The sequence below is a fragment of the Pseudomonas sp. ASL4 genome, from assembly GCF_056680395.1.
Window position 1 is genome coordinate 4254052 of record NZ_CM155280.1, and the last position, 13629, is coordinate 4267680.

Here is a 13629-nt window from a genome sequence, read left to right on the forward strand (position 1 = left end):
TGAAACGGTACGGTCGTTCATCCCAAATTCACGAGTTAACACGAATGACTTATTGCGTCGCTATGCACCTGGCCGACGGGCTGGTGTTCATCTCCGACTCACGAACCAATGCGGGCATTGATCAGATATCAACGTTCCGTAAGTTGTTTATTTTCAGCACGCCGGGCGAGCGACTGATTGTGTTGCAAACGGCGGGCAACCTGGCCACCTCGCAATCGGTGGTCAACCTGCTCAAGCAGCGTTCCACGGGGCAGGGACCACACTTGTTGAGTGTCCGCACGCTCTATGACGCCACCGTGCTGGTGGCCGAAACCGTTCGCGAAGTCGTCGCCCGGGATCGTACGAAGCTGGCCGGCAAGACCGACTTGAGTTGCTCTTTTCTGGTCGGTGGGCAGATCGCGGACGGGCCCATGGATGTGTACAGCATTTATCCGCAAGGCAACTTCATTCAGGCGACAGAGGACACGCCTTTCCTGCAATTGGGTGAAAGCAAGTACGGCCGGCCGATACTCGATCGCAATCTGACGTATCGCACATCACTCGAAGAGGGCCTGCGCTGTGGGCTGATCTCGTTCGACTCGACCATGCGCAGCAACTTGTCGGTGGGCATGCCGCTGGATCTGTTGGTGTACAGGAAAGACAGTTTTACCGGTGCGAAAAGTTATCGCATCACGGCCGACGACCCGTACTTCATGCGTATCCGAATGCAGTGGGCTGCCGGACTGCACGACATGCTCGCGGCACTGCCGGAGCCGCCAGACGCTTACATGACGGCGGCCGCCAACAAAAACTAGCTTATTTCAGGCATCGTCAATGGCACTTCGAATTTCATTCTGACCCAGATATCCGGGCACGGTAAAACCTATGCGGCAGCCTTGGCAGAGGCCCAGCACCAGTGGGACGCTGAGGCTGATCGCGTCCTTCGACGTGAATGGCAACGATGCAGCCCACAAACGCCAGCACCCGGTGAAATTTGAACGGCTACAAGATCTGACCCTATACCGGGGCGGCTTGCTGTTCGGTGAAAGAAAGCTACGGACACCCAAGACGTTGGCTGCCTTGCGCACGAAACGCATGGTCTGATCGAGGGCGCCTTCATCACCCTTTACCCATTCTTTACCTGGCCTTGCGCCTCGTTCGCCTGCGGGTCGGTTAGGCTGCTAGCCATCTTGATCTGGACGACTTTGTGAATCGAATGAACCTTCAACCTCGGTACTGGCTAGCTGTGGGCGCCTTAGTGGGCAGCCTGGGATTGATCTCGGGTTGTGCGGGCGATCCGCCAGACCCGCGCATCGCATTCACCGAGCGGGTCAATAAAGAGCTGACTACCGCCTATCAACCGTCCCACAACGAAACGGTCGGCTGGGGCGCAATCTGGCAACTCGATCAGCAATCGGTGGATGTTGCGTGGTTGGCGCCGGTTATCCATGAGCGTTTGCCGCTGATTATTTACTTGCCGGGATTGGGTGAGCCGGCCTCGGGCGGAGTGGAGTGGCGCAAGGCTTGGGCGCAGGCCGGTTATGCGGTGCTGTCTGTTCAGGGGCACGCCTATGATCAGTCGATTTTTGCGTCGCAGCAGGCGTTGTATGGAGACTTCCGTGGGATGGCGAGCAGTCATTACACCGCCGCCGCCTTACGCGACAGGCTGTCCACACTGCAGAAAGTCCTGACCGAGGTTCGGGCGCGAGCCGCGAAAGGAGACGCGCAACTGGCTGCCATCGACTGGAATCAAGTTGTGGTGGCCGGCTTTGATTTTGGGGCGCAGACCGCAGAGGCACTGGCCGGGGCGCTGGAACCTGGCGCTACGTCGGGCGTCGCGATTCAGCCCAAAGCGGTGTTGCTGCTCAGCCCTTATGTGGAAGCCGGTGCCCGGCGAGAAGTCTTCGCCCAGATATCGGCGCCCGTGCTGTCGATGACCGGTCAGGAGGATGAAGATCCGTTCAACTGGGTCAGTTCTTATCGCCAGCGACAAGTGTTGGGCGAGTCGGTGACGGCGGCGGGAAGCGTTCAGTTGGAGTTGAACAACGCTACGCACAAGACCTTGTCGGGTACCGAGTTGTTCAACCGGCCGGTGAAAAAGGCCGATAAGGGTAGCAATCCATCCGGCGATGCTCCCAAAGGTAAAGGGCACAAGCGCGGCGCCAAATCCGGCGGCGGTTTCCATAGCCCGGTGGTGGGCGAGCCGGCCCCGGATCCCAAGCAAGTTGCTGCGATTCAGGCAATTGGTGTGGCGTTTCTGGATAGCCGCATCAAACACAATCCCGCGGCCACTGAATGGTTGCAGAAAGGCGCGCCAGGTTGGCTGGATGGAGCGGGGCGGTTGAAGTAGTTTTGTGTGGGGCCAACTGCTGTTGCCGGCAGCAGTTGGCGGCCTTGGTTATCGCTGCTGGGAAGTCGTGCACCTGCCCCACAAAACCATCCATGGATTTTGAGACCCGTTAGCCAGAAACTAAGTTAGAGTGTTCATCAATGCCTGTTCATAAGGGCCCCCCACTCGATTCGCGTAGTCGCGCCAAGCGGTTCCAGCGAACGAACCGGGCAAAAAAAACCGTATATCAATCGTTATGTGAAGAATGAATCGTCCGCTGTTTGTTTCTCTAGATGGGCCCAAAGGAACCGGCAAAACCACACTGTTGGAGGCCATTACGAAAGTACTGAGGGCAGACAACAAAAAGGTGATCCGACTTTGCGAGAAAAAAAGCGATCCCTATAGGGGGGAAACAATGGCCCTCGTTAACAAGCTCGTCAGGAATCCCACCCGGGATTTGGAGCTGGGGGTTTGTGAGCGCTTTGCTGATAGCCGTACCTGGATTTCCCAGCACGTGGTGGCTAAACAGCCACCAGGCAGCATCATCTTGATCGATCGCTGGTACCCGTCTGATGCCGCGTTTCGCCGGATAATCCCGTTTGCAGAGATTCTACAGTTAAACATTGATCGAAACGTGCGAGTGCCAGACCTGCATGTCGGGGTTGTCACCGCCCCTGAGATTTCATGGGCGAGGGCAGCGGCACGACGGCGTGGGCTGAGCAGTACTGTGATCCATAAGCTGGAAGAACATATCGCTTGTACCAAGGCGTTCGAGCGAGCGATTGCAGATCACGGCTGGGTTTTATGCCGTAATGAAGGAACGATCGAAGAAGCAACGATGCAGGTGGTTTCTGAGATCTATAGAGTTCTTCGATGCCCCGTAGGCGAAGTTCACTGCGCCGGTCTTGCTCTGAACTAAAAAGCAGAATTCCCTCACGGAAATAGATATTAAAAATCAAACAGTTACGAAGGCGTTCGTGAACGGCCTTGGTGGTTTAGTTTAGGCTTTTGACTCGAAATTAATATTCTCTGGGACAGCCGGAACTAAAGCTTGGAAAGTTTGATTGAGTGGGGAATGTACATTTATTGCTGAGTGACACATACATATTTATATAGCAATATATTTTCAATGGATTAAATATTGTTGCGAATCAATATGCCCATGCACGTGTTGACTGCGCTAGTCCAAACTTGAATGCCCGCCAAAATTTATATAAAGGAATGCTATCGAGGCTGGTTATATCGCCAGCTACAGTATGTAAAAGTAGGGTGGGTATGATCATGTAGTTACAAAAGGAGATGCAGGCGCTGAGGCTCAAGGCCGAGCAGGAGCGCTTTGCGCTGGAAGCGGTTTAGCCATTTGGTCTGCGGTCCCGAGATGGTTTTTTGAATGGCACTTCCGGTACAACTAAACATCGTCCACCTCCGCGATATTTAAATAAGTGCCTGATTCCGACACCCTCTGCCGGCAGCCGACAGACGCTTTCATCTTATTTTCTTACTCTCATCTGGCCCGACGTTCATTGCTTCACGTCGGGCAATCAGTCCTACCACTGCACACCCCGCCATAAGCTCTAACCGAGCGGACGACAGTGTTTTCGCCCTATTTTCCGCGAGTAAAGCAATAACCGGTACAGCGGTGCTTCAGTTGGTCGAGGAAGGCCGACTGGATCTCGATGCGCCTGCCAGGGACTATGTGCCGATGATCGGAGAACTGAAGTAGTCGGTCATGACTGACCTTGCACGAGCACCTTTCGGGCTGTGCGACAGGTGAGTGACGGCGCGCCGAGCATGCTGCGCATCTCGGGTTGTCGCGCAGTCATGGTGACAATGCGTGGTTATCGAAGGATGTTGCACCTTGCATGGCCGGCCACGTCTCTGGGCCGGCCATTATCTCTTGGGCACTCAGCAGGCAGGCGTCGAGTTCTTCCTTCAAAGCGTCCAGGTCGAGCCCCTGGCCTATGAAAACCAGTTCCTGTCGACAATCGCCGACAATGTCGTCCCATTTGGCCAGGATCCGCTGCCGCCGGTACTCATCACGGGGCCATTGCGATTGCTCGATGAAGGTCCACCAGCGTCCGACATAGTCCCAACGGAACTGCCTGCCGCTTTGCGCCAGCATGCCGATTTCCAAATGCCGGCTGGCTACCCAGAAGTAACCTTTGCTGCGCAGCAGTCGGCCGTTGTGCCACGGCTTGGTGAGAAAATCGAGCAGTCGCTGTGGGTGAAACGGTGCGCGTTCGCGGTATACCCAGGACGTCATGTCATAGGTGTCCGACTCAGAAGGTGGTTCATCGATATCTTCCATCTTCTTCATCCAGCCGGGCGACTGTGCCAGGCTGGGTAAGTCGAATAGACGGGTACCGAGAATCTTCGACAGGTCTATGGCGCCGTGGGTCATGGGCAGGATTTGCGCTGCCGGATTTAGCTCTGCAAGGAGTGCGCGCAACGCCAAGTAGTCACTTTCACCCATAAGGTCCAGTTTGTTGACGAGGATGACGTTGGCGTACTCCACCTGTTCGATCAGCAGGTCAGCCAAGTGGCGCAGTGGCTTGTCTGTTCCGTCTTCGCTGGCCAAGGTGTCTGTCGAGGAGAGCAGTGCCTGGAAGTTGCTGCCATCTACCACCGTCACCAAGGTATCGAGCTGTGCCAGTTCGCTGAGGCTGAAACCTTCGGGGTCAAGGAAGGCGAACGTCTCGGCGACGGGCATGGGTTCGGAAATACCCGTGGACTCGATAAGCAGGTAATCAAAACGCTGCTGACGTGCCAATAGGCTGATTTGCTCGAGTAAGTCAGCACGCAGCGTGCAGCAGATGCAGCCGTTGCTCATCTCAATCAATTCATCGCTGCCGCGGTGCAACGACATGCTGTGTTGCACCTCCTCGGCGTCGATGTTGACTTCGCTCATATCATTGACGATGACTGCCACTCTCATGCCGGCGCGATTGCGCAGAATGTGGTTGAGCAGGGTTGTCTTGCCAGCACCGAGGAAGCCCGAAAGGACCGTCACCGGCAGCCGGTTCAACTCGGTATCAATCATGCGGTCACCGTTTGCTCGGCTACAACTTTGTCCAGATAGCTTTCGAACAGGTCTACGACCACCAGGCCATTATCGTTGGCATCGCCCCAAAGATCCTTGACCCGGAATTCGACGTGATAGCTCGGTTGATGTATTGCACGCTTGTCGCCATGGCCAATGGTGTCCGGGAAAGGCCATTGTTCGGTGGTGCGATGACGGATCACGCCTTCCTTCCCGCGGACATAGCCCGGCATGCGGACATGCCCCGCCACGTACTCGTCGCGCACTACCACCCGGTCGCCGACTTCGAATGGCGACCGACCGGTGATGGCAGGACGACCCTGGGAGTGGGGCGGGTTGGCCAATTTGAATGGTGAACCCAGCGCCTGATCGAGTTCGTCCTGGGTAATAACTCCAGCTTCGACCAACAGCGTCGCGGTGGCGATGACGTAGCGTTCGTAATACGTCGTGCCAACGTGTTGGCGCACATCAAGGCGCTCGACGGCATGGCGCGCCTCATCGATGCTGAACTGTTTCAAGTGGTCTGCCGCGACGAACATCAGGCTGTAAGCCAGATGCTCCCAATCTTCTTTAAACACGGTCTTATAGCTCAGGCTGTTGATGGTGTGGGGTATCTTGCCAAACCCCTGAAAGCCACCAAGATCATGAAAGCCATCCATATTGAACACCTCTTTAAATTGAAAAAAATGGAGCGTCTTGGTTAGGGCACGCAGGGCAGGGCAACACCAATCAGAACATCCTTGGTGATCAGTTTCTGAAGCTCTTCTTCATTCATGTGCTCGCTGCCTTCGGGTCTTACGGGCAGCACCAGGTATCGGCTTTCAGCGCTGGTATCCCAAACCTTGACGGTTACCTCACTAGGCAATGGCGTGCCCAATTCACGCAGTACGGTGCGCCCTTCTCGGACCAGGCGTGCGCGGAACTCGAAGCCCTTGTACCACTCGGGCGGCAAGCCCAGGACCGGCCAGTTGGTGCAAGAACACAGACTGCAAACAATGACGTTCTTCAACGTGGGCGTATCTTCCAGGGCCACGATGTATTCCCCCTGCGGGCCGGTGTAACCAAATTGAGCACATGCCGCGGTGCCGTCCTTGAGCAACAATTCGCGAAATTGCGGATCTACCCAAGCCTTGGCAACCACGCGAGCGCCATTTTCTGGGCTCCATTCGTGCTCCATCAATTGGGTTATTGCCTCGATATAGCCGTCGGGGATCAGGTCCTTGCTCTTGAGAACCTGAAACAGCGCCCGCGCCCTCTCGCCCGGCGTCGAAGTAGATTGTTGGGGTGTTGGTGTGTTCATTGGGTAACTCCTCATCGTTCGAATCGGTCTGTAACTTCATAGCAAGGCTGAGCTTCTTTTTTATTTTTTCGGACTGCAGTGGCACAAACAGGCTTAAAGGGATTTCCAGTCGACAGCGGCCTCGAACGCTGCAGCAGCCTGGTAGATCGTGCCTTCTGCATAGTGCTTGCCAACCAGCATCAGCCCGACGGGCAGACCGTCTACCAGGCCGCAAGGGATCGACATGGCCGGATGGCCGGTGATGTCCTGGGATGAGGCATTGCCGATCATTTCCAGTGCCCGGGCCACGTATTCGGTAATTGAGCAACCGGGTTCCGGGTGTGGCTGGGCAATGATGGGTACCGTCGGCATCACCAGCAGGTCATAGCTGTCCAGTGCCTTGTCGTAGCCGGCGCGTGCGTAACGTGCGAGGTTCTGTGCCTTGGCGTAGAAACGGCCGTTGTAGCGCTCCAGGCCGTACTGGCCGACGAACATGCACAGCTTGAGCGATGCGGACAATGCGTCCGCCTGTTCGCGCCAGCCGGCCTGTTTATCCAGCAGCGCGACGTCGTAAAGGCCCTTCCAGTTAAAGCCCGAACCATTACCGTGCATCATCTGCATGGTCAGACCTTCGCAGCCAATGGGGTGCCACAGCGAAGCCGCAAGGTTGTGCTCGGGAATGGATACTTCTTCAACACGAGCGCCTAACGCCTCAAGTCGGGCGATGGCGCTGCGTACCTTGGAGGTGACACGCGGGTCCTGATTGGCCAGTTGGAAGCCTTCCTGGAGGATGCCGATCCTGAGCCCGCTGACACCGCGCTCCAGGTAGTCGCTGTAGGTGTCGACCTGCGGCGAAGCCTGGCGTGGGTCGAGCCCGTCCGCACCGGCCATGACTTCCAGCATCAATGCGTTATCACGCACATTGCCGGTGATAGGCCCCGCATGGTCGATAGTTGCCTCAATCGCCATGATCCCGGTGTAGGGCACCAGGCCGTGGGTCGGCTTCATCCCGTAGGTGCCGCAGAATGCTGAAGGGATACGGATAGAGCCGCCCTGGTCGCCGCCGACCGCCATGTCCACCTCGCCTGCGGCCACCAGCGCCGCGCTGCCGGAGGAGGAGCCACCGGAGGAAAAACCGTGGCGGTGTGGGTTGTGTACCGGCGCCGGGTCAGAGGTGTGACTGCCACCAGAGAGGCAGTAGTGTTCGCAGGTTGCCTTGCCGAGGATAGTGGCCCCAGCGTCCAGCAATCGAGTCACTACGGTGGCATCGAATGAGGGCACGAAGCCTTCCAGCGGCGCAGCACCGTTCATCATCGGGACGCCGGCCAGCGAAATGTTGTCCTTGAGCGCTACGGTCTTGCCCGCCAGTTTCCCCTTGCGAGCGCCGTTCACTTCGGCCCTGTAGTACCAGGCGTTGAGCGGGTTTTCCTTATTCGATGGGCGATAGCCCGAACTGCGGTCGTACCGCACTGGCGGAGTAAAGTCGGGTAACTCGTCGATGAGATCGTATGCGTCGAAACTCGACTGCATGAGCGCCAGATATTCACTGGCCTGCTCAGGGGGCAACTGCATGTGCAGATTGCTCGCGATGTCCAGTAATTGGTCGAGGGTGGGGCGAACGATTGCCATGGTGGGATCCTTTTTTTTCTGGAAGCCCGGCGAGACCGAGCGCTTCGTAAATGAGTTGTACAAATATTTTGCTGGTTGCTGTGCGTGCTCTTGGTTCCGCGAAAGCAACACTCTCATTGGGTGTCAGTTGACCTGGGATTAAGATAAGCCGGGTCCCCGTGCTGTCGCTTGGTTGAGCCGGACAGCCACTTGGTTGAGCCGGACACGCTTTTTTTATCTTCCTGGCCTCGGCTCGGTCGTTGTCCCGAGGTCTGTTGGGCTTAAAACACTCGTGCGTAACGCAGGTTCATCCGGAAGTCCTCTTTGGGCCCGTTATCTACCGAGAGATCCTTGCCCAGCTGCAGCTGGATCTGGTCTTGAGCGGTGAAAAACTTGGTGGCGGTCAAACGGAAGTTGGTGGTGTCTGCTTCGTTGTCCTGATTGACATGTTCGATGTTGGTTTCTCCGCCCCAGGTATGTCCGAAACCTATGCCGAAGGCCGTAGTGGCATCCGGCATGTAGCGGCCCATAACCTGCGCGGCGTAGGAGACGTCCTGCTCAAGCCGGTTGGCGTTTGCACTGTAGTCATCGTTGTCGCCATACCACGTGGCGCCGCCGACCAGGTCCATGGCCCATTTTTCCGTGAAGTGTTTGACGTAGGCGCCCTGAAGCTCGAACTTCCAGCGGTTCTCGCCAATATTCAGGGGGGCGTCCTTGTCGTAGCTGCCGGTGGGCACGAAAAGGTAGGGCGCGAGGCTGAGGGTGTCGCGGGCGTCGTTGAGTCGCAACTTGACCGGAGCCGTCAGGATCAGGTCGCCAATGCCGCTCGTACTACCTAGCGTCGAGGCATCGCCGCCGCTGGAGACGTGCCCGAATGGCAAAAGGAATTGTGGGTCAATGGTGACGGTGTCACTCAGCGCGTAGACGTGCAGCAGACGCAAGATGCCAACGTCGGAGCTCAAGTTGAAATCAGAACTGACCTTGTGACCCTTGGCATAGGCCGAGTCGGTGGTGGCGTGCTGGTAGTAGATGACGCCGATGGTTGCGTCCGCCGGATATTGCTCATAATCACCGGGGGCCACTTCGACGGCTTGCGCATGAAATGCGGGCAGCAGAGCAGGGAGCGTCAGCAGACGGATTTTGTTCATGATGGATTTCCTGGCACAAGGAGGCCGTACCGCCTTTCAAGGCGGCAGGCTGTGGCTATTCACTGGTTGGGTGTAAGCGCAGGTGCGCTCAGCTTTGTGCCGGTAATGCGTCGCGAAGCATTCCCGTTTGCGGATGGCAGTTGATGTATTCGAACACCTGATTTTTGGCATCCGACACCGACACTTCGTGGTAAAGCCGCAGCTTCACCAGCCCGGCAGCCACGCGGAAGAACGTGACGAAAATGCGCAGATGGGTGGGATGGGATTCTGCCCAGCGTTCCAGCTTCTCGACCGAGCGCCAGTGACCAATGTTGTAGCTCAGGTCGAGGAAGTTGCCGTCCATGTCGATGTTGCGCACGAATCTGTTGCTGTAGCAGCCCAGGGGTTGGCCGTTGTCACGCAAAAAATCCATGCCGTTCTGCAGCGTCGGCAGGATTTCGTCAAGATACAGTGAGCGTTCCTCTGCCTCGGCGTCGGCCCAATCCTGGCCGGAGCGGATCAGCGCTACGTTGTCGTGACCCAGCACTACGACGCGCCCACCTTTAGCCGGGTCTCCAGCCACCACTTGCAGTTCGCCCGAAGGGTTCATCCAGTCGGTCTGGGAAACCGGGAAGCGGTCGCGCATCGAGCCCCAGTAGCCGTGCTCTTCGATTTCGCCGCTGGTGTTGTCCATGATCGCGCCGATGCCGGGCGGCTTGTCCTGGAAGCCGTATAAAGTTTCGAACTGCTCGGCACGCGGAGCGATGATTTCCCGAAAATACCCGAGGCCGTCACTGAGGCGATCCTGTGACTCCCACCAGTCGTTCACTTCTGGTGATCGCAACCAGCGGCAATGGGCCACTGGATCTTTCCAGTAACCGACGATCATCAGGTTGTCATAGCCGCTGTTGTCAGTGTGATGCGTCAAGTCATGGGTTAGCGGACCATCGGGCAGGCTGAAGCTGCTCACGATGTGCCGCATGGCCTGCAGCGCCGCCTCGCGCTGTGCTTCACCGCGAAACTGCACACCCAAGTAGCCCATCACCACCTGTTTCAATTGTTCGTCGGCGCGTCCGACCCACATGGGGAAGGGCGGTTGGTAATTTTCGGGAACTCGACGAGAAAGCGTCCGAGGACATGTGAGGTGTTTGTCGATCGCGGATTCCATGAAAGGCTCCTTTTTATTTTTGGTTCAGGCGTAAGGTTTGGGTTCAATGTCCCGGTGACGGATTGCGGTTGGCACCTTCCTGTCGTCGGAGCAGCGCCAGAACTCCCCACTCGATCAGCCAGCAAACGAACTCCTCAGGTGCCAGGTCGCGCATTTGCAATAACCAGGATGAGTCGGACAATCGTTTCTGTTTTTGAAGATGCATGGGATGCCTCATCAGCCGTGGTTGCAGGGAATGCTGTGAGGTAGAAGTTATGCAGGATCGGGTCAGTGCGCTTTGTTCGCAAAGACAACCGTTTGGTTGGAAAGGACAGACCCAACAAAACCGGTACGCGCTTGAGCCGTACTGGTGCGCTGAGCCCCAAAGGCAAGGGCTCGCGCCTTGAAAATGGGCATAACACGCTCATCAGCGATGGCAGCAGACGTTTAACGCTGGCGGGGTTTGCTGACGAGGTTTCTGGTAGGCGCCTCTCCTCAGAGCCATATTAGGCCGGCGCCAGAAAGAGCGAATGGCCTATTAATTGCTAAGTGATGAGCTTGCGTTAGCGCTCCCCGCTTTCTTTACGTCGCCGCACCGAGGTGAATGCCATGAGCCAAAGCAGTCAGTATTCAACCCTCGCAGTTTCGGAGCCACGTCGCTTTGATTACTGGAAAGAAGTGGTGTGTCGTCATTGCCTGGCGGCTGACAGCAAAACCTTGTCGCAGAGCAATTTCGAGGGGGCGCTAAAGGTCCACGACATGGGGGCGCTGGATATCTGCACCTTGTCCTCGCCTCTGCACCATTGGGAGCGTTCCGCCCAGCATCTGCGCAGCGGTCCCGCCGAAGATTTGTGGTTGGGTTTCACCCGAATTGGTCGTGGTGAACTGGAGCAGGGAGGGCGCAAGGCAACCTTGGCAGCAGGCAATCTGTTTCTTTATGATGCATCCCAGACGTTTCGATTCAGTCTGGGTGGTACCGAAAATCACTTGATCCGAATTCCACGACAGTTGCTCAGCGAGCGGTTGCCCGGCGTAGCGGATTACACGGCGATGGTTCTGGACGATCGTCGTCCAGGCGTGATCCCGTTACGCGAGATGTTGCGCCAGGCGGCGAGCGCACCGTCAATCTTGCAGGATGGGGGAGTCTCTAGTCGGTATTCCAGTGCGTTGCTCGACCTTCTGGTCATCAGCCTGGAACTTCAGGACTTGAAGACAACCCATGAAGAGTTGGATCTTTATGGACGGATCATGAATTACATCCGCCGGAATTTGACCGACCCGAACCTGTCGATCGAACTCATCGCTCAAGCGCACCATGTGTCCACCCGAACCGTCACGCGTGCTTTCGCCCGCTACCAGAAAACCCCAGTTTCGGAGATCTGGAAAGAGCGCCTGAATGCCAGCCGCGAAGCCATCGAGCGCGGCCAGGTACGCAGCGTTTCTCAAGCAGCACTGGATTTCGGGTTCTCCGACTTTTCCCATTTCAGCCATGCCTTCCGCAAGGCCTTTGGTGTTGCTCCTCATACTCTCCTGCATCGCAATTGAGAACGTCTGGCCTCAAATGGATGCAGCGCTAGGGCTTGTGGGGTTGAGGGCGAATAAACCAACGAACTCGCTACCGTCCTACCGGACCGCAGCGCGCCCATTGCTTCATTCCTGACTCACATTGTCCCGCTGTTGAACATTGATGATGAACTGCACTTTGCGAATGTATGAATAGCCAATCAAGTGCACGATGAGACGCGGCAAAGCTTTAGGCTTTGGCGACATCCTCGACTGGGGTATCGGCTGTCATGAATCGACGGCTGACGGTCCCGTACAAAGTCCATCCGAGCATGGTGACAATGCCGCCCAACATCATGGCGTCGGCACCGGAGCTATACAGAGCGTAGTAGCTGTAAGCCGCTGCGATGTAGGCGATGCCATTGGCAAACAGGGCTTTGCGCGGCGTGATCCCGGCGGCCTTCTGAATCGTCATCAGCGCTGCCATCGACATCAAGTAGGGAACCAGGTTGGTCACTACTGCCAGGTTGACGATCATGTCGAACTGTTTGCTCAGGTCCGGGCTGATGGTCATCAGCGTCAACGCGGTCTGGCAGACCACCAGCACCAGCATGCCGGCGATGGGTGTGCCGGACTTGGTCGTCTTGGCGAAGATCTTCAGGAAATAGCCGACATCGGCTGAGCTTTTGAACACCTGGGCAATGGTGAACTGCCAGCCGAGCAGCGAACCGATACAGGCCATGATCATCAGGCCCATGACAATGTTGCCTACCAGCGGCGTGAACATGGTGGCGAACGCCAGCCCGAACGGTGCGGTGGAGGCCGCAAGGTCCATGTTCGGCACAATCCCGGCGATCACGTTAGTCGACGCAATATAAATGACCGCCGCACCGATGGTCCCGCCCAATACGGCGATCGGCACGTTACGCTCGGGGTTTTCCACGGCGTCAGTGTTCGCACACGCCGATTCGAGGCCGAGAAAGGCCCACAGGGTTATCGAGATCGATGCGCCAACCGCCTGGAAAATCGGCATTTCGTGTGGATTCCAGGCGGCGACGTACAGCGATGAGTCGAACCAGAACCAGCCCAGTACCGAAACCCCCAGCACCGGAATGATGACACCCATGATGGTGACATTGCCGATCTGACCGGTAATCTGCGGGCCGCCGAAGTTGGCGATGGTGGTCAACCACAGCAGCACCACGGTCGCCCCCGCGACGCCGATGGGCGTCAACGTCACATGGAACAACTCCGTCGAATACCCTACGGCGGTAATCGCGATGGCCACGTTGGCGATCAGCAGCGACACGCCATAGGTGTAGTTGGACATGAAGTTGCCGGAGCGACCAAAGGCGTATTCGGCGTACCCCCCCATGCCGCCAGGCTTGCGGCTGAAACGCCCGCATTTGGCGAAGGCATAGGCCAAGGCCAGCGAACCGAGTGCCGTCACGATCCACGAGAAAATCGATATCGTGCCCACTTGCGCCAGCTTCGACGGCAGCAGGACGATGCCCGACCCCAGCATGTTGATGGCCGTCAGCACGGTGAGTTGCACCACGCTCATCTTCTTCACAGTAGTTCCCATATTTGCACTCCAAAAACGCCCCTTCGCGGGGC

The 13629-nt window shown here is 57.0% G+C and carries 14 protein-coding genes; 6 read left to right on the top strand and 8 right to left on the bottom strand.

Annotation, left to right across the window (positions count from 1 at the left end; genetic code table 11):
* The first annotated feature begins 44 nt into the window (after positions 1-44).
* From AC1MEW_RS19080 to AC1MEW_RS19100, 5 genes are all read left to right on the top strand, one after another.
* Positions 45-794: a proteasome-type protease gene (locus AC1MEW_RS19080; protein WP_322268613.1), complete on the top strand. Its 750-nt coding sequence runs from the start codon at positions 45-47 to the stop codon at positions 792-794.
* Between the two features lie 48 nt (positions 795-842).
* The gene (locus AC1MEW_RS19085) at positions 843-977 is read left to right on the top strand and encodes a hypothetical protein (protein ID WP_480427287.1); all 135 of its coding nucleotides are present in this window, start codon (positions 843-845) and stop codon (positions 975-977) included.
* Positions 978-1195: 218 nt separating this feature from the next.
* Positions 1196-2329, top strand: a complete 1134-nt coding sequence (locus tag AC1MEW_RS19090) for an alpha/beta hydrolase family protein (protein WP_480423178.1) — start codon at positions 1196-1198, stop codon at positions 2327-2329.
* 244 nt (positions 2330-2573) lie between these two features.
* Positions 2574-3227, top strand: a complete 654-nt coding sequence (locus AC1MEW_RS19095; RefSeq protein WP_323570017.1) for a dTMP kinase — start codon at positions 2574-2576, stop codon at positions 3225-3227.
* 720 nt (positions 3228-3947) lie between these two features.
* A complete protein-coding gene (locus AC1MEW_RS19100) occupies positions 3948-4031 on the top strand; it encodes a hypothetical protein (RefSeq protein WP_480427290.1) in 84 nt (27 codons plus the stop codon).
* Positions 4032-4127: 96 nt separating this feature from the next.
* Here the strand turns inward: AC1MEW_RS19100 and AC1MEW_RS19105 are convergent, their stop codons facing one another.
* From AC1MEW_RS19105 to AC1MEW_RS19135, 7 genes are all read right to left on the bottom strand, one after another.
* On the bottom strand, positions 4128-5348 hold the full coding sequence (locus AC1MEW_RS19105) for a GTP-binding protein (protein WP_201255140.1): 1221 nt from the start codon (positions 5346-5348) through the stop codon (positions 4128-4130).
* Positions 5345-6007 carry a nitrile hydratase subunit beta gene (gene nthB, locus AC1MEW_RS19110; RefSeq protein ID WP_322268611.1) on the bottom strand — a complete coding sequence of 221 codons (663 nt, stop codon included), beginning with the start codon at positions 6005-6007 and terminating at the stop codon, positions 5345-5347. The genes AC1MEW_RS19105 and nthB overlap by 4 nt, the downstream gene beginning before the upstream one ends.
* Before the next feature lie 41 nt (positions 6008-6048).
* Positions 6049-6648, bottom strand: coding sequence for a nitrile hydratase subunit alpha (nthA, locus tag AC1MEW_RS19115; RefSeq protein WP_201255138.1), 600 nt, complete (start codon positions 6646-6648; stop codon positions 6049-6051).
* Positions 6649-6741: 93 nt separating this feature from the next.
* Positions 6742-8256, bottom strand: coding sequence for an amidase (locus tag AC1MEW_RS19120; RefSeq protein ID WP_201255137.1), 1515 nt, complete (start codon positions 8254-8256; stop codon positions 6742-6744).
* Between the two features lie 260 nt (positions 8257-8516).
* On the bottom strand, positions 8517-9383 hold the full coding sequence (locus AC1MEW_RS19125) for a transporter (RefSeq protein WP_201255136.1): 867 nt from the start codon (positions 9381-9383) through the stop codon (positions 8517-8519).
* A gap of 88 nt (positions 9384-9471) precedes the next feature.
* The gene (gene oxdA / locus AC1MEW_RS19130; protein ID WP_201255135.1) at positions 9472-10530 is read right to left on the bottom strand and encodes an aliphatic aldoxime dehydratase; all 1059 of its coding nucleotides are present in this window, start codon (positions 10528-10530) and stop codon (positions 9472-9474) included.
* A gap of 43 nt (positions 10531-10573) precedes the next feature.
* Complete coding sequence (locus tag AC1MEW_RS19135; protein WP_201255134.1) at positions 10574-10735, bottom strand: hypothetical protein; 162 nt, start codon at positions 10733-10735, stop codon at positions 10574-10576.
* Between the two features lie 383 nt (positions 10736-11118).
* Between AC1MEW_RS19135 and AC1MEW_RS19140 the strand changes: the two genes are divergently transcribed.
* Positions 11119-12054 carry an AraC-like ligand-binding domain-containing protein gene (locus tag AC1MEW_RS19140; protein WP_201255133.1) on the top strand — a complete coding sequence of 312 codons (936 nt, stop codon included), beginning with the start codon at positions 11119-11121 and terminating at the stop codon, positions 12052-12054.
* A gap of 208 nt (positions 12055-12262) precedes the next feature.
* Here the strand turns inward: AC1MEW_RS19140 and potE are convergent, their stop codons facing one another.
* On the bottom strand, positions 12263-13597 hold the full coding sequence (potE, locus tag AC1MEW_RS19145) for a putrescine-ornithine antiporter (protein ID WP_480423182.1): 1335 nt from the start codon (positions 13595-13597) through the stop codon (positions 12263-12265).
* Between the last annotated feature and the right edge of the window lie 32 nt (positions 13598-13629).

Excerpts from the sequence above, each read along its gene's own strand:
- AC1MEW_RS19095 (WP_323570017.1), top strand. The coding sequence starts at position 2,574 with ATGAATCGTCCGCTGTTTGTTTCTCTAGATGGGCCCAAAGGAACCGGC.
- oxdA (WP_201255135.1), bottom strand. The coding sequence starts at position 10,530 with ATGGAATCCGCGATCGACAAACACCTCACATGTCCTCGGACGCTTTCT.
- AC1MEW_RS19140 (WP_201255133.1), top strand. The coding sequence starts at position 11,119 with ATGAGCCAAAGCAGTCAGTATTCAACCCTCGCAGTTTCGGAGCCACGT.
- nthA (WP_201255138.1), bottom strand. The coding sequence starts at position 6,648 with ATGAACACACCAACACCCCAACAATCTACTTCGACGCCGGGCGAGAGG.
- AC1MEW_RS19090 (WP_480423178.1), top strand. The coding sequence starts at position 1,196 with ATGAACCTTCAACCTCGGTACTGGCTAGCTGTGGGCGCCTTAGTGGGC.
- nthB (WP_322268611.1), bottom strand. The coding sequence starts at position 6,007 with ATGGATGGCTTTCATGATCTTGGTGGCTTTCAGGGGTTTGGCAAGATA.
- AC1MEW_RS19105 (WP_201255140.1), bottom strand. The coding sequence starts at position 5,348 with ATGATTGATACCGAGTTGAACCGGCTGCCGGTGACGGTCCTTTCGGGC.
- AC1MEW_RS19135 (WP_201255134.1), bottom strand. The coding sequence starts at position 10,735 with ATGCATCTTCAAAAACAGAAACGATTGTCCGACTCATCCTGGTTATTG.
- potE (WP_480423182.1), bottom strand. The coding sequence starts at position 13,597 with ATGGGAACTACTGTGAAGAAGATGAGCGTGGTGCAACTCACCGTGCTG.
- AC1MEW_RS19125 (WP_201255136.1), bottom strand. The coding sequence starts at position 9,383 with ATGAACAAAATCCGTCTGCTGACGCTCCCTGCTCTGCTGCCCGCATTT.
- AC1MEW_RS19080 (WP_322268613.1), top strand. The coding sequence starts at position 45 with ATGACTTATTGCGTCGCTATGCACCTGGCCGACGGGCTGGTGTTCATC.
- AC1MEW_RS19120 (WP_201255137.1), bottom strand. The coding sequence starts at position 8,256 with ATGGCAATCGTTCGCCCCACCCTCGACCAATTACTGGACATCGCGAGC.